The following is an 18,941-nucleotide window of genomic DNA, read 5'->3' as shown; positions in this document are numbered from 1 at the left end:
GGCGTCGTACTTCTTGGGCATGTCCTCATCCTTCATCGAAAGGAAGCGGCATCAAACCCGTGACGGTTCACGGTGCTCACCGCGCTCGTGCGCGCCGGTGTCCCGGTCAGCGGCTTCAGCACCGCCCGCACCTCTTTGGAGGACGTCTTCATCCGGGTCTACGGCGCCGACAGCCTCGAGGCGGCCACCCAGCCCGAGACCGTGGGGGTGGGGGCCTGATGGCGCAGCACAACCTCTCCACCGTGGTCGGATTCGAGTTCACCCGGACCGTGCGCAAACGCGGGTTCTGGATCGCGACCCTGGCCGTGCCGGTGGTCATCGGCGTCATCTTCGCCCTGTCCTTCATCTCCGGGACCTCAATCAGCGACAGCGAAGACGCGCAGGCCGAGGCCGAGATCGCCTTCTCCTACACGGATGCTTCCGGATTCATCACCCCGGAGGCCGCGGCAGCCTTCGGCGGGCAGCCGGTCTCAAACCCGCAGGCGGCCGTGGAGCAGGTGAGGGCCGGGGAGCTGGACGCCTACTTCGCCTACCCGGATGACCCGGCCGAGGAGCCGATCGAGGTGACCGGGGCTGATCGGGGGCTCTTCGACAACGGCGCCTACGAGGCGGTGGCCGAGGCGCTCCTGACCACCTCCGCCCAGACTCAGATCGGGGACCCGGGCCTGGCCGCGGCGGCGGCCGGGGACCTGGCGGTGGAGTGCACGATCTACCACGAGGGGCAGATCACCGGCGGCTTCGCCGAGACCATCGGCCCACTAGCTTTGTTGGTGGTGTTCTTCCTGGTGATCGTGATGCTGTCCAATCAGATGCTCAACTCCACCCTGGAGGAGAAGGAGAACCGGGTCACCGAGATGATCCTCACCACCGTCAACCCCACCACCTTGGTGGTGGGCAAGATCCTGGCGGTCTTCGCGGTCGGGGCGGTGCAGATCCTGGTGTCGCTGGCCCCGGTGGGGATCGGCTACGTCTTCTTCCGCGACCGGCTGGCCATCCCCGACCTCGACCTCTCAACCTTGAGGCTGGATCCGGGGACCATGGTCGTGGCGGTGCTCCTGCTGGCCGGCGGGTTCGTGCTGTTCACCGGGGTGCTGGTGGCGATCGGGGCGATCATGCCCACCGCCAAGGACGCCGGGGTGATCTTCGGCCCGCTGATCTTCGCGATGTTCATCCCCTTCTACGCCATCAGCCTCATCAACTCCGACCCCGATGCGCTGATCGTGCAGGTCTTCACGTTCTTCCCGCTCACCGCCCCCGTGACCGCGATGCTGCGCAACGGATTCGGCACCCTCGACCCGCTCACCGCAGGGATCGTCATCGCTGAGCTGTTCGTGCTCGGGATCCTGGTGCTGCGGGTGGCGGTGCAGCTGTTCCGCTACGGCTCCATCGCCTACACCGACAAGCTCAACCCCCGAGCTGTACTGGGGCGCCAGCGCCCGGACCCGGTGAAGAAGTGATCACCGCCGGCCACCGCTGATCATCGGCAGGTGGGCCACAGATCAGGCCCCAGGTGCATTGAGCGCCCGGGGCCTGAAGTCTCTGCGGGATCCGTGGTTCGCGGGGCTCAGCCCTCGCAGTCGGTGCAGTACCGCGTCTGACCGGACTGGCGGGCCAGCTGGGAGCGGTGCCGGACCAGGAAGCAGGAGGCGCAGGTGAACTCGTCGACCTGTTCCGGGATGACGGCCACGGTGAGCTCTTCGTGGGAGAGGTCGGCGCCGGGCAGGTCGATGCCCTCGGCGGTGTCGAAGTCCTCGGCGTCGATGACCGCGGTCTGGGTGGTGGCGCTGCGCTGGACCTGGATCGCCTCCAGGGACTCGTTGGCCGGCTCGTCCTCAGGAGCGGTGCGCGGGGCGTCGTAATCGGTGGCCATGGTCTGGGGCGTGCTCCTTTGGGCAGAAGAGTGGGTGTGGGTATCGACCACAACTGCAGTGAAATCCCTGCTATTCCGGTGACTTGGAACCGCCTAGCACCCAGCATCACAGTCTGTTGACACATCAAGTTACCGAGGTGTATGAATTAGACTAAGAGGTTCCGCCAATAGGCGGTACGGCAACGGCATGGGACGAGCACGAGGCCCGGTCTGTCACCGTTGAAACCGTTGACTCACCCCGACGTCCCTCGCCTATTGGCGGAACCTCTAAAGTCTAGTTCGAGCTCGAGGAGGTCCTCAGATGGCCGGAGCACTGATGACTGTCACCACCGGCACCGGCGGGATCACAGCCACAGTGGCCGCTGTCGGCTTGTGCTTGTCCATCGGGGCCGGCAACGAGCCCCACCCGGCCTTGTTGACCCTGCTGGTGGCCGGTGTGATGGTCCTGGTCATCGGATTCGTGTTGAACTTCGAGCACCGATCTCGCCTGTGGGCTGCTGAGACGGAAGCGCAACTGCAGTCACGCCGACGCGACCTGCAATCGCTGGGGATCATCCCAGGACACTAGCCCCGAACCCGCTGACGGGCCCCGGCTCGCTCATAATCGTCAGGTCCTGGGTAGGGAACCCGCGTGGGGATCGCACTTTACACATGGCGGATTGTCGGACACCCAGCTCTGGAATTTCTGGCCTCTGATGGTGGGTCCGTGTGGTCGTCCTGGCTCTGCCGGCGCGGTGATGCATGAGGTGGGACAGACGCGTCGGACAGTGATTGCGACAGGTACACCAATGGCACCGGCAACCCTTTGCGAGGGTTACTGGGGCCGTAGGCGTGCTACTCAGGCGGTGCGGGCGCGCCGTCGCAGCAGGAACGCGCCACTAGCGAGGGCTGCAGTCAGGGCCAGGCCACCGGTCACCGCGGCGGCGCTGTTGCCGTCGGCGGTTTCCACGGCCACGCCGGTGTCGGCGCCACCGACGGGGACCTGCTCGATTTGCGGTGCCTCTTCCAGGCCGGTGCCATCGGGGCCGGCGATGATGCCGGTGTTCGGAGGCAGTGTGTCCCGGGCCAGCTCACGCTGCTCCTCGATCTCGGCCACCTTCGCGGCGTCGTAGGCGTAGGCCTCGCTCTCGCACGCCACGCCGTCGGCGTCGGTGTCCAGGGCGGGGTTATAGGCCGGGCTGCCCTGGGGGATGTTGTACACCCCTGCAGCGAAGGCTGCATCACAGACGGGGAAGATGGGCCCGTAAACGTCGGCCGAGGCCGGGGCAGCACTGAGGGCTGAGAATCCGACGGCGGTGATGAATGCGGCACTTGCTGCGCTTTTTCGCATCTGGTTGTCGCTTTCTGAGGGGTATTTGTCTTTGCAACCTATCCAGCCGACATCCATGAGTCAACCCCACCTGATCTTCCCCAGTCTTGTTGACTTCGGGAGCTCAGCGGGCCGAGACGAAGCCTCTGCACTGCGCGGCGGCCGCCCCGTTCCCGTCCATGGCACCGGGGACCACGCCGTGGACCCCGTCCCCGGAGCAGAGCCTCCGGCCGCGCCTCGGTGCCCCTGCCTTCCCGCAGGGATCTGCTGATTCTCCGTTTCACCGCCGGGACTGCGGCGTTGCACAGGGGGTTACTCGCTGACTTTTTCGATCTCGGCGGGCCAGGTGTATGCGTGGCCGGGGACGGCGATGATGATGGTGTGCTTGATGTCCTGTCGGGCGAGCCGGTCGTGCAGCTCGGCGGCGGTGGTGAGCGTGGACTCCGGGAGAGGACCATCCGGAAGCGCCCCGAAGTCGTCCCGGGTTTCTGCCCAGAAGCTCAGGCGGCCGTCCTCGCCTCCGTAGCCGATGTCCAGGGTCCGGATACCTTGAGCGTCCCCCAGGCGTGCGCCGGCGACGATGTCCGCGGCGGTGACCTGGCCCATGCCCGTGGGGTTCTCGGCCAGCACGGTGGTGTTGCCCTGTCGGCCGATGAGCTGAACGTCATCGGGCATCACCTGGCGGGCGTCCAGGAGCCCCTGGGCCGAAGCCTCGGAGTTGAGGTCCACCTCGCCGTAGCCGATCAAAGTGATCGCCGGGCCGGATCCGGGGGCCTCTCCGGTCACCAGGCGGTCCGTGACGGCCCGGGCCGCGTCGGTCCACTGGCGGGCCAGCGGCAGCACCGACACGGGCCCCTCCCCAGCCTCGAGGCGATCGGAGCCGGAGGTGACGAGGACTTTCCAGGTGGCCGGCTCCACCGGGAAGGTCACCGCCTCGGGGCCCTCCTCGGGACCGACGCGGTGGCCCTGCTCCACCGGCCAGTCGTGCTCCGTGATGATCCGGTGAGCCTCAGGAAGGAGTTCCAGCTGCCGGGCTTGGTCCGTGTCCTCGTCCAGGTCCAGTTCCAGGGTTCCGGACCTGGGCGGCCAGGCTCCGTGCAACGAGCGGTTGACCCAATACGGGGTGTCCACCGTCAGCACCGCCCGATCCACGCCCTCGAGCCGATCCAGCCGCCGCTCCACGCTCTTGAGGCTACGCCACCAGGGGTCGAATGGGGTGGTCACGCTCATCTGACTCCAGAGGAATACTGTGCCGGCCACAGCACAGAAGAGGAACACCGCCACCAGGGCGAGAACGGTGGGCGAGGGGCCGTGCCCCGGGCGCAGGTGGCGTGCGGTGCGTGGTGCCCCGTCAGTGGTGGGATGCTGCTGTGGTGCCGCTCAGGTCGGTTTCGGTGCCATGGCCCGCCGTGTCGCCGACCGTACAGTCGATCCCAGGGCGTGGAGGCAGTGTCGTTGCCGCCTGAATACTGACCCTCGGGCGCCGGGCGGATTCGATAAGGGGTCAATATTCGCTCGGCGTTGACAGGCAGTACGAGAGCTGCCCTGGATGGCGTCGCCGTCGAAGATGGGGGCCGGCACCCCCGGTGCAGCGGAACCCTGGTGTTGATTCGTCTGGGTTCCCCCGCCCCTGGTGGGATGCGCGCATCACCACCACTCACTCCAGATATTCCTCGCACGACGCCCCGCCAGCCGTCCTGGAGGGTAGTCAAGGACGTGGAGACCCCCGATCCTCCCAGCGGAATCCGTTGTGGCTTTCCCGCCAACCCTAACGTCACCCCTCCGTCCGGCCATGTGCGGCCCTGGTCAGGACGTGCCCAGGTGCTGGGTCTGTCTTGGCTTTCCGCAGGGCGTGCACGGTGATGTCCACAACCCCGCAGTGCCATCCGGTTCTTTGCAGTACCGAAGTGACGCGGTTCTCCACCCTGGAGGCGATGGCCACCGCAGTGTGCAACCGGTCGGCCGCGGCCACCCTGGACTGGTCGATGCACAGGTGCACGGCCACCTCCGCCCGTCCGTCAACAGCGCGCACGCAGACTCCACCGCAGGCACCGACGCGGACCCGGGACGGCTGCCAGGATGTATCCGGAGCATCTGTCACCGGCGAAACCACCGCCAGCACAGCAGTGGCCGCGGTGGGTCGCAACTGCACCACTCCCGGGACGTCCGCCACCGAACGGGCCACCGTCCGGCACGTGGTCGCCGCCGGTACCGCCAAGGTTGAACCCTCCACCGACTGCCGCCGCACCTCATCCGCCACCGGCACCCCGGAAAGCCACCGCGACGGCAGCGCCCGGAGCAGCACGCTCACACTCGACCGTAGACCGCGGCCGACCGCCGCCGCCCCCAGAGGCCTCATGGCGTGTCGCAGCATCCCGCGGACGACGTTGCCGTAAGCACCCAACGAACATTGCCCCTGACCCACGAGACCCCATTCGTCGTAGCGAACAGCCCGCCCCGGTGCCCGCCGTCTGACACCGGGGCGTTCAGGACGATCACCGACGGGCATATTAGGTATGGCGGGCAGGCAGCCGGAAAGCCAGCTTATGAGCCAAAAAACCCATTGACAAGCATGCTTATTCTTGCTTGGTGCCCATCGTCCTGGACGGCGATTGCCTGTCTCTGGGTCTGCCAGACATCCGGTAGGAGCCTGTGGTGCGAGCCACCGGCGTTACTGCGACTCGGGGGAGACCTCCTCCAGCACTCCGTTCTCGTCGCGGCGCCACCGGGTGCCGGAGGCGTCCGTGAACTCGAACGCCGTGACCTTCTGATCGGTGGAAGTGGTCATTGGGCGCAGCCGCTGGCACTCGTCCGGGCGCCGCCCCGTGTCCCAGATGCGCTCCTGATGCAGACCGTAGACGAGGTGGCCAGGCGGGAAGATCTGCATGCGCAGCCGGGAGTCCCGACCCGCCATCGGATGCGCCCCGGGGGCGAAGAGACCGGTGGAGACGACGACGACGAGGTCGTAGATCGGCGCACTGGAGCGGTTTTGGACCTCGATCACCGGTGTGCTGCCGCCGGCGTCGTGCAGCTCGGAGGACATCCACGCCGTCACATCTTCCACCTGTCGCCGGGGCGCCGCCGTGGTGTGTGGTGCACTGTTCTCGGCACGTCCGTCGGCACGGCCTGTGCTCCCGGAGTGCGGGGGGTGCCGGGGGGCGGTTCCCTGCAACCTGCGGGTCTGCGTCACCGCCCACACGGCCACGGCCAGGGCGAGCACGGCAAGGAGGACGGACAGCAGCTCGATCATGCCGACATGATCTCAGACCGGCCCGGCCCCGCTCCAACCGAGTCGCCGACGAAGGGGAGTTACTCATCCTCCACGGCCAGGCGCAGGTGGTCATCGCCCTACACGGATACCACAAGGCTTTGCCGCATGTTGGCAATGACCAGGCGCCGGTAACCAGTCGCGAGAAGATCGTCGCTTCCCACGGCGGACAGCGCACTTTAGGCACCTCCTGCGTTCGTCAAACGAAGCGGTCCGGGATCATTCCCGGTTTCAGCCCGGACCGCCGCGATCCGTCGACGACGTCGAGTGCTTCACCCTGGCCTGGATCGACAGGTACAACAGCGCCCGCCCGCACACCCGCCTCGGCAACGCCCCACCCGCCGAGTACGAGGCAGCGCACTGCGCTGAGCCCACCAAGTCATCGCGACCGGCAATGACACCTGCATAGACGTGGCATCAACGCGTAGATGTTTCAGTTTCTTCTGTGCTGGGGCTGTGTCAGGTGCTGGACCGGGTGTAGGCAGCGGCGCGCACCACATCTTCGTCCTCCAGTCCAGCTCCTAGTGCTCCGCCCACGGTGGCCAGGCTGGCGGTGAGCCAGCTGATCCTCGCGTAGTCCAAAGCGTTCACTGGGTGACCGGCGACACCGGCCAGTACCTGCTCGTCGATGAGCAGCAGCGCGCCGACCCAGGACAGGATGAATAAGACGAGGTAGAACACCACAACCCCGATGGCCACGGTCGCGGTGGTGGCCAAATTGAACAGGATCACCTGCTCACGTTGGGCTCGCCGCCGTGGGCGCTCCCACAAGCCGGCTCCCAGGATCAGGGTGGCACTCACCGCCCCGATCGCCATCACCGCCAGCAGGACCAGGCGTACCGGCCCGTAGGCCATGGCCAGTACCCATAGGTCCGAGGCCACCAATGTCAGCATGCCGGTGGCCGCTGCCACGACCAGCGCCCGGGAGAGCCGGGCCACGAAGGCCCAAGGCTGGTTGGCGCGGATCATGCCCAGCAGCAACCGCACGTTGCCGCTCAGCACTCGGGCCGTGAACTGCACGACGTTGTCGTCCGGGCGTTCGTCGAGATCGGTGGACAGCTGGTGGGCTCTTCGAGCAAGATCCCGCTGGGCGTTGAGGTCTTCGGCGTCGTAGCCCAGGAGCTGCCCGACCACGTGCACGGTGGTCTCTTGCACCTTCTGCCGCACGTGCACGGCTCCCAGGGCTGGGACGGAGACCAGTCCCACCCCGTGCACGGGGCTGAGCTGGGTGAGCACCGGACGTCGGCCGGTCTTCAGGGGGATCTCGGTGAGCACCACGGCCAAATCCCAGTTCTCCTCCAGCACGCGGTTTCGGGCCGCCTCCAGCAGGTCCAAGGTCTCGGTGGGTGGATCGACCAGCCGGTCTTCGGCCATCTTCAGTTGCCAGCGCACTCCCGGATACCGCTGCACCAAAATCTTGCGCACCGAGGTGGTGACCTCGGGGCCGAGCACCGCACTCAGGGATGGTGAGACCACCAGGCCGATGAGCAGCTCGGCATCGGAAAGGGGTTCGGCAGGATCGGCGGTGGATCGGCAACGCTCAGCAGTCACCGCTCCATGATGAGGCAACCACGGGCCGGACTGCCACTGGCTCGATGGAGCCCCCAAAATTTCGTGCAGCACCGCGGGCCGGATTCGGTGGTCGCCTCGATCCCGGAAAGAGCGGTGCTGCTCACTGCGAAATCCTCTCCCCGCCGACGCCGCCAGCGCGAAGACATCACAGCCAGCGGGCCCGGGACCTGCCGGTGTCGAGGACGGCTCCTCGATGATGCTGCAGTGACGGATCGGTTGAAGTGCTTCGGCGGTGTGGGAGCAGTGATCAGCGTGGGGCCGGTCGATTCCGTTCGGACAGGTGATGCATCGACTGCCCAGCGGCAGGTGCGGTACTGATGCGGGGGTACCCGGTGCAGGGGTGTCAAGGCCCAGCTCCGAAGACGGCAAGCCGGGCACGTGAAAGGCGAATTATGGCCCGCCGCAACCCGAGCGGGAAGGCATGTGTGGCACGAGGCGCCGAAGACGGGCCAGGCTTTTACTGCAAAGATAAATATGCTTATCTTGGTAAGGTCCGCGACATTTTGTAAGGCCCTGAGAGCGGGCCCGTCGCTGGCCCACCACGGGCCGACGGGCTCGGGGACGGGGCTGAGGACCCGGAGAGGAGCCACGGCCGTGGCCGAGCTGATGCGCAAGGACCTTGATGCGTTCGGGTCTTTCTGTTGTCTGCTGGAGGATGATCTGTACGCCTCCTGGCCGCAGGTAGAGCAGTTTCTGAACGTCACCATCCGGGAAGTCCGGGTGGAGCTGCCGGGCATCGACCCGGAGCAAGACATGGAACTGACCGGGGCCAACGACACTCTGCGACTGCGGGCCTGGACCGCGCGCAAGACCGGGGCAGCCACCGTTCGGAGTTCCGTTACGGGTCCTTCTCCCGCGTCCTGCCCCTGCCGGCCGGATGCAAGGAGGACATCACCGCCACCTGCACCGACGGGGTGCTGGTGATTTCGGGCTCCGATGCCGGGTCGGGGCCAGTGGCAGAAGTCCACGAAGATCGCAGGCACCGCGGCTGAACGGCCGATACCGAGGGGGAGGAAGGGAGGCCAGGGCTGCTGATGTGCCCGGACTGTTCCGCGATTTCTCTTCCTAACTTTCCGTCCACTCCCGACCCAGGTGCCCGGCAACCCCGGGTGCAGGCCACCGTCCGGGTCGGATCGTCACCACGAACAGGAAACGATGAGCATGTCCGATCCCTTCCCTCTTCCACCCACTGCTTCGGCTCATTACCAGGTCCTGCGCACAGTGCCCTCCTACGACCAGGCTCAGCGCCTTGTCGATCGACTCTCCGACGCCGGGTTCCCGGTTGAGCACGTGCGCTTGGTCGGCACCGATCTGCGCCTGGTTGAGCAGGTCACCGGGCGGATGACCTACAGCAAGGCCGCCCTGTACGGAGCCGCCTCCGGGGCCTGGCTGGGATTGCTCATTGGCTTGCTGTTGGGTCTTTTCACGGTCGTGGGGTGGCTGTCGGTAATCCTGTGGGCGGTGCTCCTGGGCGCGGTGTGGGGGCTGATCTTCGGGTTGCTGGGCCACGCGGCCACCGGCGGGCGCCGGGACTTCAGCAGCGTCCAGGGCCTGGAGGCGTCCTCCTACGAGATCCTCGTGGAGGCCGAGTACGTCGAGGCGGCCACGGCCAAGCTCGACGCCAACCGTCCCACGACTTGACCGCCAAAGGCCCGGGCCCGGACCGGGTGCTGGCCCATGCCCGAGTAAGTGCTGAGGGCCGTGGCCCTCTGCGCTCCCCCGACACTCACCGCTGGGGCGGATCCAGGAGCGGATCTCGCCGGGAAGCAGGGACGTCGGCGTGCCTGTCACCACCAACCGGGAGCTGCTCGGCTCTGCCGAGCGTGATCCCCGCAGTTGCCTGCAGTGGACCCCGACAGCTTCGTCCCCAAGACCCTCTGTCAGGGGCATCCCAGGTAATCACCGATCAACGCCTGTAGGAGGCGACAATGACGAACAATCCGTTTGACCTGAACTCCCCGTTCGATGACATCATGGGCCGTTTTTTCGGCGGCCGGGATCCTTTCAGCGTGCTGGGCGCCCGGCAGGACCCCACGTCATCGGTGCAACGCGTGGACCTGTCCCGGCTGCTGTCGGAGGAGGCCCGCGATCTGGTTCGTGCCGCCGTGGAACAGGCTGGGCAGTGGGGCAGCTCCGACGTGGACGCCGAGCACCTGCTCTGGGCGCTCACCCAGGCCCCGGCCACTGCGTCCCTGCTCGAGCAGGCTGGGGTGGACGTGGGCAGGCTCGCCGGCCAGGTCCAGCAGCTCGTGGACGGTGACACCGGTGCTCAGGAGCAGGAGCCGTCCTTGACGCCTGCGGCCAAGCGCGCTCTGCTGGATGCCTACCGCCAGGCGCGTCAGGCGGGTTCGCCAACGATCAATCCCGAACACGTTCTGCTGGGCATCACCGCCAACCCCGACTCCGTGGCCGGGCGTTTGTTGGCCCGGGCGCTACCGAACACCGACGCGGTGCGCCCTACCAAGGCCGGACCTGCCGGTGGGCATGCCCGGGCCGGTCAGCACGAGGGCCAGTCCCCGGCGACGGAGTCCTCCAGCACTCCCACCTTGGATGAGTACGGCCGGGATCTCACCGAGGCGGCCCGCGAGGGGCAGCTGGACCCGGTCGTCGGTCGTGACTCCGAGATCGAGCAGACCCTGGAAGTGCTGTCACGGCGGACGAAGAACAATCCGGTGCTCATCGGTGACCCCGGTGTCGGCAAGACCGCCATCGTGGAAGGGCTGGCCCAACGCATCGTCAACGGGGACGTGCCCGACACCTTGACGAACCGTCGAGTGATCACCTTGGACCTGGCGGGCATGGTCGCCGGCAGCAAGTACCGGGGGGAGTTCGAGGAGCGTTTGAAGAACGTCATCGACGAGGTCACCGCCGCCGAACGCGACGTCATCCTGTTCATCGACGAGCTGCACACCGTCGTCGGAGCCGGCGCCGCCGAAGGGTCCATGGATGCCGGGAACATGCTCAAACCTGCCCTGGCCCGCGGTGAGCTACAGGTCGTCGGGGCGACGACCATCGATGAGTACCGCAAGAACGTCGAGAAGGACCCGGCGCTGGAGCGGCGCTTCCAACCGATCCTCGTTCCGGAGCCCTCTGTGGAGGACACCATTGAGATTCTGCGCGGGCTGCGCGACCGTTACGAGGCCCACCACCAGGTGCGCATCAGTGAGGAGGCCATCGCGGCCGCCGCAGAGCTGTCCGATCGCTACATCACCAACCGGTTCCTCCCCGACAAGGCCATCGATCTCATCGACCAGGCCAGCGCCCGGGTCCGGCTCCGAGCTCGAACCGTTCCGGCCGACACCCGACAGCTGAGCGAGCAGATCACCACGCTCGAGCGCGAAAAGGACGCCGCCGTGGCGGCAGAGCGCTACGGGCGTGCCGATGAGCTCAAGACCGAACTGGACACCGCCCGCGCCCGGCTCGACGAGGCCCAGCAGATGCGCAGCCCCGTGCCCTCGGTCACCGCCGAGGACATCGCCGAGGTCGTCTCCCGCACCACGGGCATCCCCGTGGCCCAACTCACCGAGGAGGAACGATCGCGGTTGTTGCGCCTGGAAGAAACCCTCCATGCGCGTGTGGTCGGCCAGGAAGAAGCCGTCGATGCCGTAGCCGAAGCCGTCCGCCGGGCCCGCGCCGGGCTGGCCGATCCGAACCGGCCGGTCGGTTCGTTCCTGTTCCTGGGCCCGACCGGTGTCGGCAAGACCGAACTGGCCCGGGCCCTGGCCGAGGCCCTGTTCGGGGACGAGGACCGGATGGTGCGCTTTGACATGAGCGAGTTCCAGGAACGGCACACCGTCTCCCGGCTCGTAGGAGCACCTCCGGGCTACGTCGGCTACGAAGACGCCGGTCAGCTCACCGAGGCCGTGCGCCGCACCCCGTACACCGTCGTGCTCCTGGACGAGATCGAAAAAGCCCACCCCGACGTCTTCAACACCCTGCTCCAACTCCTGGACGCGGGCCGGCTCACGGACGGACAGGGCCGTACCATCGATTTCTCCAACACGGTGGTCATCATGACCAGTAATGTCGGCGCCGACCGCATCCTCGCCACCGCCCAGGCCGGGCAACCGCTCGAGGAGCTGCGCGAGACGCTGATGGACCTGCTCGGCCAGCAGTTCCGGCCGGAATTCCTCAACCGCATCGACGAGATCATCATCTTCCGCGGCCTGGACCAGGCCCAGCTGCGCAAGATCACCGATCTGTTCCTGGAGCAGACCCGTCGCCGGGCCCGGGCGCAGAACCTCACCCTCGACATCGACGAAGCGGCCGTGGACTGGCTGGCTCAGCGCGGATTCCAGCCCGAGTTCGGTGCCCGCCCGATGCGCCGCACCATCCAGCGAGAACTGGACAACAAGCTCTCCCGCCTGATTCTCAGCGGTGAACTCGATCCCGGCGACACGGTGCATGTGAGCCTCCAAGACGGCGCACTGCACTTCGCAGCCACCCCCGCCAACACCGAGGCCAGCCCTGACAGCACCGGGCACGTGGACGAGAACGCCCCCACCAGCGATACCGGGCCCACTCCATAACCGCACCCCGGCACCGAAGAGCCCGCCATCTTCGACACGCCCCGACGGGGCGGGGGTAGCCCCACCACCTGCCCCCGCCCCGCCCTGGGCTGGGGGAGGGGGGCTTAACCCCTGATCTTGGACACGCGGAATCCAGCACGATGCTGGGGAAGCGAGAATCCAAGGATGGCAAGGAAGAACTACACCGACGAGTTCCGTCGCCGGGCGGTGGACTTGTACGAGTCCACGCCGGGCGCGACGCTGAAGGGGATCGCGGCGGATCTGGGCGTGTCCCGGGGCTCGTTGAAGGAGTGGGTCGACAAGCTCGGCTCCGGGACCACGAGGACCGGGGAGGTGGTCGCTCCGGTCGCGGGGCGGTCGGAGTCGCAGGCGGCGAAGGTCAGGAGGCTGGAAGCCGAGCTGGCCGCAGCGCAAGCCGAGGCCCACAAGCTCGCGCAGGAGCGGGACATCCTCCGTCAGGCGGCGAAGTATTTCGCCGGGGAGACGAACTGGTGAACCGCTTCCAGTTCGTCGAGGACCACAAGGACGCCTGGGGCGTGAAGCGGTTGTGCGAGGTCGTCGAGGTCGCCCGGTCATCGTTCTACGCGTGGCTGGCCGCCGCGCCGACACGGGCAGCGAGAGCGGCGGCCGACGCGGCGCTGGTGGCGCGGATCCAGGTGCTGCAGGATCCCGCCCGGGGCGGGGACCGCGCCTACGGCGCGCCCCGGGTCACGGCCGACCTCAACGAGGGCACGACGCCCGGCGATCGGGTCAACCACAAGCGAGTAGCCCGCGTGATGCGCGAGCACGGCCTGGCCGGTATCCGGTTGCGCAAGCGCGTGAAGACCACGCTCCCGGACCAGTCCGGCAGGCGGTTCCCCGACCTGCTCGGCCGCGACTTCAGCATCGGCGTGCCGTGCCGCTGCTACGTCGGGGACATCACCTACCTGCCCATCGCCGACGGCACGAACCTCTACCTCGCGTCCTGCATCGATCTGGGCTCACGCAAGCTCGCCGGCTGGAGCATGGCCGATCACATGCGCACCGAGCTCGTCGAGGACGCGCTGAAGGCCGCCTGGCACGAGCGCGGGACGCTGGCCGGGACGGTGTTCCACTCCGACCACGGCGCCGTCTACGCGCTGCTGGGCGCGTGCGGCAGTTGTCCCTCTGGCGTGCACGGTGGGGCTCTTAGGACTTTATGGAATCTTGAGGATTGCTCAACAGGTCCGCAGGGTGCAGCGCAGATCCTGGGTCCAGGACGCTCCCGGGATTGCTGGGACCGCTTACACGGCTCGTGGCCGGGACCCTGAGGGGCGCCGGGGCGAGCCTGGCACATCTGGGGGAATCATGAGTGGGACATCCAGAACGGAAGGATCCGCCTTGGCGGGTGCCACGGGCGGTGCCCGCCGCTCCTCGAGGCGGCTGGTGGGCATCGACGCGGCCCGTGGGCTGGCGCTGATCGGGTTGATGGCGGTGCACATCCTGCCCACCGAGGACGAAATCACCGGCGAGCTGACCTGGTCCTACATCCTTTTCGGCGGGAACTCGGCAGCCCTGTTCGCCCTGCTGGCCGGGGTGGGACTGGCACTGAGCTCCGACGGACGGCGCCGGCACCGGGAGCGGGAGCTGGCCGCGGACCGGGTGGGGGTGGCCGTACGCGCCGTCCTCATCGCCGTGGTAGGCCTGTGGATCGGTACGGTGATGCCCGAGGACGCCCCGGCGGACAACATCCTGATCTACTACGGGGTGTTCTTCCTGCTGGCCATCCCCTTCCTCCACATGGGGCCGAAGGCACTGTTCGTCTGCGCGGCGGTCTTCTGGATCGTGGGTCCGCTGCTGATGCAGGGGCTCAGGGATGTCCTGCCCGCCTACACCTCCGACAACCCCACTTTCGTTGATGTGGTGAAAGAACCGGGAGCGACAGCCTCCCAGCTGATGTTGACCGGCTCGTACCCGGCCCTGTGCTACCTGACATACCTGTTGATGGGAATGGGGGTGGGACGGTTGCACCTGCGCGAGAAGGCGGTCCAGATCCGTTTGCTGGTGACAGGGATCGGGGTGGCGACCTTCGCCCAGGTCACCTCGTATCTCCTGCTCTACGCCCTGGGAGGTTACGAGCGGCTGCTGAGCAGCTCCGGGATGGATCAGGAGGAACTCGAGGAGGCTCTCCTGTCGGGGCCGGAGGACGAGTTGCTCACCGACACCGTGTGGTGGCTGGTGGTCGACACCGCGCACACCAACACCCCGCTGGCGATCGCCGCCAGCCTGGGCGTCGGGCTGGCAGTGCTGGGCTTCTTCCTGCTGGTTGCCCCCCGGGCCAGGGCCTTGCTCGTGCTCCTGTCGGCGATGGGTGCGATGACGTTGACCCTGTACACCGCCCACCTGGTAGGGCTGTCCTTCGAGGCCCACTACGACCGGCCCTACTTGTGGTTCACCGTCAACCTGGCAGCTAATGTCCTGTTCGCGGTGATCTGGCAACGCAGCCTGGGCCAGGGGCCGCTGGAGCGGGTGGTCAGCAGCAGCGTGAGAACCACCCGCCGCGCCGTGCTCCACCGCCCCCACCGGCTCGACCGGCAGTGAGCACCGGTCGAGGCGGACTCCCACGCGCCACAACGGGTGGAGCCCTCGGTGGTGGGTGCGGGCCGTGGCCCTCGGCCATCATCGACATCGGTTGTCGGTCTTCCGGCGAACGGGGTTCCGGTCGGACCGTGCGGCCGCACCTCGGCCAGCGGGCCGGTCCTGGACCTAGGAGGCGCCATGGTCGCATCTCTCACCGGCCGGGTCCTGGTGGTTGACGATGAAATCGATCTGGCGCGGTTGGTCGAGGTGTACCTGCGCAAGGCCGGCCTGGAGGTGGCCGTGCTGCACGAGGGGAGCGAGGCCGTGGCCGCGGTGCGAGAGTTCGCCCCGGACGTGCTGGTGCTCGACCTGGGGCTGCCCGGGATCGACGGGATCGAGGTGTGCCGTCAGGTGCGGACCTTCTCGGACTGCCACGTGCTGATGCTCACCGCCCGCGACGACGAGATCGACAAGATCGTGGGCCTGTCGGTGGGGGCCGATGACTACCTGACCAAACCGTTCAGCCCGCGCGAGCTCGTGGTCAGGACCCAAGCGATGCTACGCCCCTCCCGCTCCCGACTCGCCACAGCCCCTGCCGAGTCGCCGGGCCAGGCCCGGGTGATCGGGGAGCTGGCGGTGGACCAGGTTACCCGGGTGGTTCACATGGCCGGGGAAACGGTGGAGCTGACGAGGATCGAGTTCGACCTGCTGGCCGCCCTGGCCGCCCACCCCGAGCGGGTGTTCTCCCGCCGGCAATTGGCGGAGATGGTCTGGGACACTCGTGGGACTGTGGATGAGCACTTGGTTGATGTGCACATCGGGCGGATCCGCCGGAAGCTCGGGGAGGACGCGGGTAGCCCGCGGTTCATTCACACCGTCCGCGGCATCGGTTACCGCATGTGGCCCGGCGATGACCGCTGTCGCGCCTGAGCGCATCAGCTTGTCGGGCCATCTGACGGCGCGGTCGATGGCGGCGCCGATCTCGGTCCTGCTGACCGGTCGGATGTTCTGCCAGTGCCGGCGAGGCGAAAGGGAGTGCTTTACATATGGCGGACTACCGGCCACTTTTCACGTGCGGCCAGTGGTCTTGGGGTGGTGGGGTGTTGGGTTCCTGGTCGCGGGGGCTCAGTGTCCGAAGTGGGTGGCGGCCGGGCCGCGGCCCACGGTGGCGACCAGGTCGGAGGCGACCTGGCGCAGTTTGATGTTGCGGTGGCTGGAGACGGCCTTGAGGATCTCGATGGCTTCTTCCTGGGGGCAGCGGTTCTGGCCCATGATGATGCCCACGGCCAAATCGATCGTGGTGCGCGATGCCAGGGCTGCTTGCAGGTCCGCCTCGTTCTCCTGGTGGCGGGCCAGGCGCACTGCCAGGCGCAGGGCGCTGGAGGCCAAAGCGACCTCGTGCTCGATGGTGGCGATGGTCTCCGGATCGAAGTCGTGGGCGCGGTCGGAGTAGACGTTCAGCCCCGCCCTGGCTTCCTCCCCGAGATCGAAGGGCACCCCCACGATCGAGCCGATACCCTGAGCGGCGGCGGCCGGGAGGTAGCCCGGCCACCGGGTGTCGGTGGCCACATCCCCCACGCGCACCACCGTGTGCTGCCGGATCGCGCTCAGGCAGGGCCCGTCGCGGAGCCGGTTCTGCGTCTCGTCCAGGGCCACGGCCCGGGCGCTGGAGGAGGCGACGGTGGCGGCCTTGTGCTGGCGCAGCAGGTTCACCGCGCAGTCGATCGTGGCCTCGGCGGCTGACAGGCGCTGGGCCAGCACGGTGGTGAACTCGGTGAGGAACCCGGTGATGTCCTCAGAATGCACTAGCAGGTCTTGGAGTGTCTCGTGGGCGGTCCCGCCCGAAGAAGGGGCTGGCATGGCGCGGCGTCCGTCCGTAGCAGGGGCGACCCGCGAACCCGCCGGTCACCAGCCAACCCGTGCATGGCGCCAGCACGCCTCAGTCTACGCCCGGCGGCACCGGAGCAGCCCCTGAGGAAGGCAACCACCAGCCCTGCGCGCGGGTGGTCAGCAAGGGAGCCACCACGGCGATCCAGCGTCCCGCAGCCGCTGCCGGCCCCCCTCGGTGCAAGAACCAGGGCACCCACCGACGCCCCGCAGGGGCTCCTCACCCCCGCTAGCCCGTCGCCGGCACGTGCCCTCAGGCTGCCTGCGGCCGTGCGTCCGGGACCTGGAGGGGAGTGATCTGCAGATCCGTGAGGGAGGCCGTCGGCAGCAGCGCGAAGACCGCCCCGGCCAGCCGGTCCAGGGCCGACCGGCAGGCCCCGATGTCGTCTTCGCTCTGCACCTCGATCTGCAGCCACAGCCCGGGAATGCAGTAGGTCACCACCCCCCGCTCAGCGCGCAGCGCGTCCCGGAGCTGTTCCAGCACCGCCGGCCCCAGGGGCGCGGTGGTGCTGATCCCGGCCATGACCGTCCACCGGGTCATCGCCGGCTCCAGGACGTGGTGACCCGGCCGGTGGTCGGCCCGGTCGGTGGATCGGTCCGGGCGAGATCGGTGGTGTAGGGGGCGCGCTCGGGCGCTGCCGGGCCCAGCAGTCCGTTGCCGGCGTAGGCGAGCAGATTGCGCTGGTGGGCCGGCAGGTCCAGGCACAGGTGCAGGTAGGCGTCGACCTCGGCCTTGCCGGCGGTTCCCCCGAGCTGGAAGTACTGCCACCACAGCTGGTCCAACCCGATCCCGGCCCCCGCCAGGCACCGCTGCAGCAGATAGGCATGGGCGGCGGCAGTGCGCCCCTGCTCGAAAGCTCCTTCCACCGGTGACCGCCCCAGGACCGGTCGCGGTCGAGGGGCCTGGTGATCGGGCAGGACCTCCGGCAGGCGGAACTCGACCCGCCCCCCGGCCGGTGCCTCCCGGATCGCCCGGTGTACTGCCCGCAGGGCGGAGCCTTCGATGTGTCCGGCACCGGTGAGGTCGATGACCACCACCGACCCGGAGGAGCACAAGGACCGGGACCGGTCTACGATCCCCGGCAGCACCTGCTGGCTGCGCACGGTCAGGCACCCGGTGACGGCCAGGCACACGGCCGCCCCGTCCACATCCAGGCGCAGCAGAACGGACAAACGATGAGTACAGCATGAGACGTCCACGAAGCGCAGCCCCCCGGATGCACAACGAAAAGGACGGCCCATGTCTCGAGTCCGTCCCCCTACGATATGACAGCCGGCCAGGCGGCTGCCACACGGTGACGCACCGTGTACGGGGGTCCTCCGGCAACGACTCCAGTCGGCTTCAGGACCTCACGCGAGCGGTGAGCGCCCCGTCGCCGATCAAACGCACCAGCATCTCGGCCGCCCGCCCGCTGTCCACACCCATGGCTCCCTCGAGCATTGTCCCGAGGGGGCAGAGTCTTGGTGAGGTCCGACTCATGAGCGTCTTTACAGGGGGGGGCATCACCGGCGTTCATAGTGTCCGAGGTCCCGCGGGTACCGGTCACTGCCGGCACAGCGAGGCCGGCCGGAACAGCGGCCGCAGATCCAGACGGACGTCGGATCCGCTCGATGATGAGTGAAAGGCGGTGCTGTGCGCGAGGACCTCAAAACTGCCTGCCGATCCCTAGTCCACACCGCCGGTCTGCGCGGTGGGGACTCTCCCATCCGGGCCGGTTCGCCGGCGCCTACCGGGCGGCCTACGGAGTACCGCCGAGGCGGACCCTCCAGAGGTGACCCCATGGAGTGGAAAGACTCATTTCTGCGCGAGAGCCCGGGATCCAGAAATCCATGACGCGCGCCCATCCCCGTGACTGATCGAACGGCAGCGGATCTCGAGGCCGGAAACCCCTGAGATTGTCAACGGCGAGTGAAAACTGACCCCTTTCCGGCATCTGAAGGTTGACCCCCTGATCACTCATCTTCTTG

The 18,941-nt window shown here is 67.8% G+C and carries 16 protein-coding genes and 2 pseudogenes; 10 read left to right on the top strand and 8 right to left on the bottom strand.

What is annotated here, in order from left to right:
- Window positions 1–72: 72 nt before the first annotated feature.
- Window positions 73–219, top strand: coding sequence for a hypothetical protein (locus RF640_RS18125; RefSeq protein ID WP_368828581.1), 147 nt, complete (start codon window positions 73–75; stop codon window positions 217–219).
- Window positions 219–1,457 (top strand): ABC transporter permease, encoded by a 1,239-nt coding sequence (locus tag RF640_RS18120; RefSeq protein WP_368828580.1) that lies wholly within the window; start codon window positions 219–221, stop codon window positions 1,455–1,457. Before RF640_RS18125 ends, RF640_RS18120 begins: the two co-directional genes overlap by 1 nt.
- Before the next feature lie 107 nt (window positions 1,458–1,564).
- On the opposite strand, the gene RF640_RS18115 is transcribed toward RF640_RS18120, so the two are convergent.
- Window positions 1,565–1,870 (bottom strand): DUF4193 domain-containing protein, encoded by a 306-nt coding sequence (locus RF640_RS18115; RefSeq protein ID WP_368828579.1) that lies wholly within the window; start codon window positions 1,868–1,870, stop codon window positions 1,565–1,567.
- Between the two features lie 301 nt (window positions 1,871–2,171).
- Between RF640_RS18115 and RF640_RS18110 the strand changes: the two genes are divergently transcribed.
- Window positions 2,172–2,438: a hypothetical protein gene (locus tag RF640_RS18110; protein ID WP_368828578.1), complete on the top strand. Its 267-nt coding sequence runs from the start codon at window positions 2,172–2,174 to the stop codon at window positions 2,436–2,438.
- A gap of 270 nt (window positions 2,439–2,708) precedes the next feature.
- Here the strand turns inward: RF640_RS18110 and RF640_RS18105 are convergent, their stop codons facing one another.
- The 3 genes from RF640_RS18105 to RF640_RS18095 all read right to left on the bottom strand — a co-directional run bounded on the left by RF640_RS18105 (window position 2,709) and on the right by RF640_RS18095 (window position 6,429).
- Window positions 2,709–3,257, bottom strand: coding sequence for an excalibur calcium-binding domain-containing protein (locus RF640_RS18105; protein WP_368828577.1), 549 nt, complete (start codon window positions 3,255–3,257; stop codon window positions 2,709–2,711).
- A 234-nt stretch (window positions 3,258–3,491) separates the two neighbouring features.
- Window positions 3,492–4,403: a hypothetical protein gene (locus RF640_RS18100; RefSeq protein ID WP_368828576.1), complete on the bottom strand. Its 912-nt coding sequence runs from the start codon at window positions 4,401–4,403 to the stop codon at window positions 3,492–3,494.
- Window positions 4,404–5,850: 1,447 nt separating this feature from the next.
- On the bottom strand, window positions 5,851–6,429 hold the full coding sequence (locus RF640_RS18095; RefSeq protein WP_368828575.1) for a hypothetical protein: 579 nt from the start codon (window positions 6,427–6,429) through the stop codon (window positions 5,851–5,853).
- A 193-nt stretch (window positions 6,430–6,622) separates the two neighbouring features.
- Between RF640_RS18095 and RF640_RS18090 the strand changes: the two are divergent.
- A pseudogene (locus RF640_RS18090) lies at window positions 6,623–6,856 on the top strand (integrase core domain-containing protein); the annotation flags it as partial.
- 50 nt (window positions 6,857–6,906) lie between these two features.
- On the opposite strand, the gene RF640_RS18085 reads toward RF640_RS18090, so the two are convergent.
- Complete coding sequence (locus RF640_RS18085; RefSeq protein ID WP_368828574.1) at window positions 6,907–7,998, bottom strand: hypothetical protein; 1,092 nt, start codon at window positions 7,996–7,998, stop codon at window positions 6,907–6,909.
- A gap of 692 nt (window positions 7,999–8,690) precedes the next feature.
- On the opposite strand from RF640_RS18085, the gene RF640_RS18080 reads away from it, so the two are divergent.
- The 6 genes and pseudogenes from RF640_RS18080 (at window position 8,691) to RF640_RS18055 (ending at window position 16,016) form a co-directional block, all read left to right on the top strand.
- Window positions 8,691–9,011, top strand: a complete 321-nt coding sequence (locus RF640_RS18080; RefSeq protein ID WP_368828582.1) for an Hsp20/alpha crystallin family protein — start codon at window positions 8,691–8,693, stop codon at window positions 9,009–9,011.
- 169 nt (window positions 9,012–9,180) lie between these two features.
- Window positions 9,181–9,660 (top strand): general stress protein, encoded by a 480-nt coding sequence (locus RF640_RS18075; protein WP_368828573.1) that lies wholly within the window; start codon window positions 9,181–9,183, stop codon window positions 9,658–9,660.
- A gap of 287 nt (window positions 9,661–9,947) precedes the next feature.
- Window positions 9,948–12,548, top strand: coding sequence for an ATP-dependent Clp protease ATP-binding subunit (locus RF640_RS18070; protein ID WP_368828572.1), 2,601 nt, complete (start codon window positions 9,948–9,950; stop codon window positions 12,546–12,548).
- A 165-nt stretch (window positions 12,549–12,713) separates the two neighbouring features.
- Window positions 12,714–13,663: pseudogene (locus tag RF640_RS18065) on the top strand (IS3 family transposase); the annotation flags it as partial.
- A gap of 244 nt (window positions 13,664–13,907) precedes the next feature.
- Complete coding sequence (locus tag RF640_RS18060; RefSeq protein WP_368828571.1) at window positions 13,908–15,107, top strand: heparan-alpha-glucosaminide N-acetyltransferase domain-containing protein; 1,200 nt, start codon at window positions 13,908–13,910, stop codon at window positions 15,105–15,107.
- Between the two features lie 177 nt (window positions 15,108–15,284).
- Window positions 15,285–16,016 carry a response regulator gene (locus RF640_RS18055; protein WP_368828570.1) on the top strand — a complete coding sequence of 244 codons (732 nt, stop codon included), beginning with the start codon at window positions 15,285–15,287 and terminating at the stop codon, window positions 16,014–16,016.
- Window positions 16,017–16,211: 195 nt separating this feature from the next.
- On the opposite strand, the gene RF640_RS18050 is transcribed toward RF640_RS18055, so the two are convergent.
- The 3 genes from RF640_RS18050 to RF640_RS18040 all read right to left on the bottom strand — a co-directional run bounded on the left by RF640_RS18050 (window position 16,212) and on the right by RF640_RS18040 (window position 18,146).
- Entirely contained in the window at window positions 16,212–16,892 is a 681-nt protein-coding gene (locus RF640_RS18050; RefSeq protein WP_368828569.1) for a GAF and ANTAR domain-containing protein, read from the bottom strand.
- 334 nt (window positions 16,893–17,226) lie between these two features.
- On the bottom strand, window positions 17,227–17,514 hold the full coding sequence (locus tag RF640_RS18045) for a hypothetical protein (RefSeq protein WP_368828568.1): 288 nt from the start codon (window positions 17,512–17,514) through the stop codon (window positions 17,227–17,229).
- Window positions 17,511–18,146, bottom strand: coding sequence for a hypothetical protein (locus RF640_RS18040; RefSeq protein WP_368828567.1), 636 nt, complete (start codon window positions 18,144–18,146; stop codon window positions 17,511–17,513). Before RF640_RS18040 ends, RF640_RS18045 begins: the two co-directional genes overlap by 4 nt.
- Between the last annotated feature and the right edge of the window lie 795 nt (window positions 18,147–18,941).

It is taken from the genome of Kocuria sp. CPCC 205231 (assembly GCF_040980965.1).
Lineage (GTDB): Bacteria > Actinomycetota > Actinomycetes > Actinomycetales > Micrococcaceae > Kocuria > Kocuria rosea.
The sequence above is the reverse complement of the archived record's forward strand: the minus strand, read 5'-3'. Positions and strand labels throughout refer to the sequence as shown.

What these genes read in the sequence shown, in the direction of transcription:
- RF640_RS18120 (WP_368828580.1), top strand. Translation starts at nt 219, where the DNA reads ATGGCGCAGCACAACCTCTCCACCGTGGTCGGATTCGAGTTCACCCGG.
- RF640_RS18115 (WP_368828579.1), bottom strand. Translation starts at nt 1,870, where the DNA reads ATGGCCACCGATTACGACGCCCCGCGCACCGCTCCTGAGGACGAGCCG.
- RF640_RS18110 (WP_368828578.1), top strand. Translation starts at nt 2,172, where the DNA reads ATGGCCGGAGCACTGATGACTGTCACCACCGGCACCGGCGGGATCACA.
- RF640_RS18105 (WP_368828577.1), bottom strand. Translation starts at nt 3,257, where the DNA reads ATGGATGTCGGCTGGATAGGTTGCAAAGACAAATACCCCTCAGAAAGC.
- RF640_RS18095 (WP_368828575.1), bottom strand. Translation starts at nt 6,429, where the DNA reads ATGATCGAGCTGCTGTCCGTCCTCCTTGCCGTGCTCGCCCTGGCCGTG.
- RF640_RS18075 (WP_368828573.1), top strand. Translation starts at nt 9,181, where the DNA reads ATGTCCGATCCCTTCCCTCTTCCACCCACTGCTTCGGCTCATTACCAG.
- RF640_RS18070 (WP_368828572.1), top strand. Translation starts at nt 9,948, where the DNA reads ATGACGAACAATCCGTTTGACCTGAACTCCCCGTTCGATGACATCATG.
- RF640_RS18055 (WP_368828570.1), top strand. Translation starts at nt 15,285, where the DNA reads ATGGTCGCATCTCTCACCGGCCGGGTCCTGGTGGTTGACGATGAAATC.
- RF640_RS18045 (WP_368828568.1), bottom strand. Translation starts at nt 17,514, where the DNA reads ATGACCCGGTGGACGGTCATGGCCGGGATCAGCACCACCGCGCCCCTG.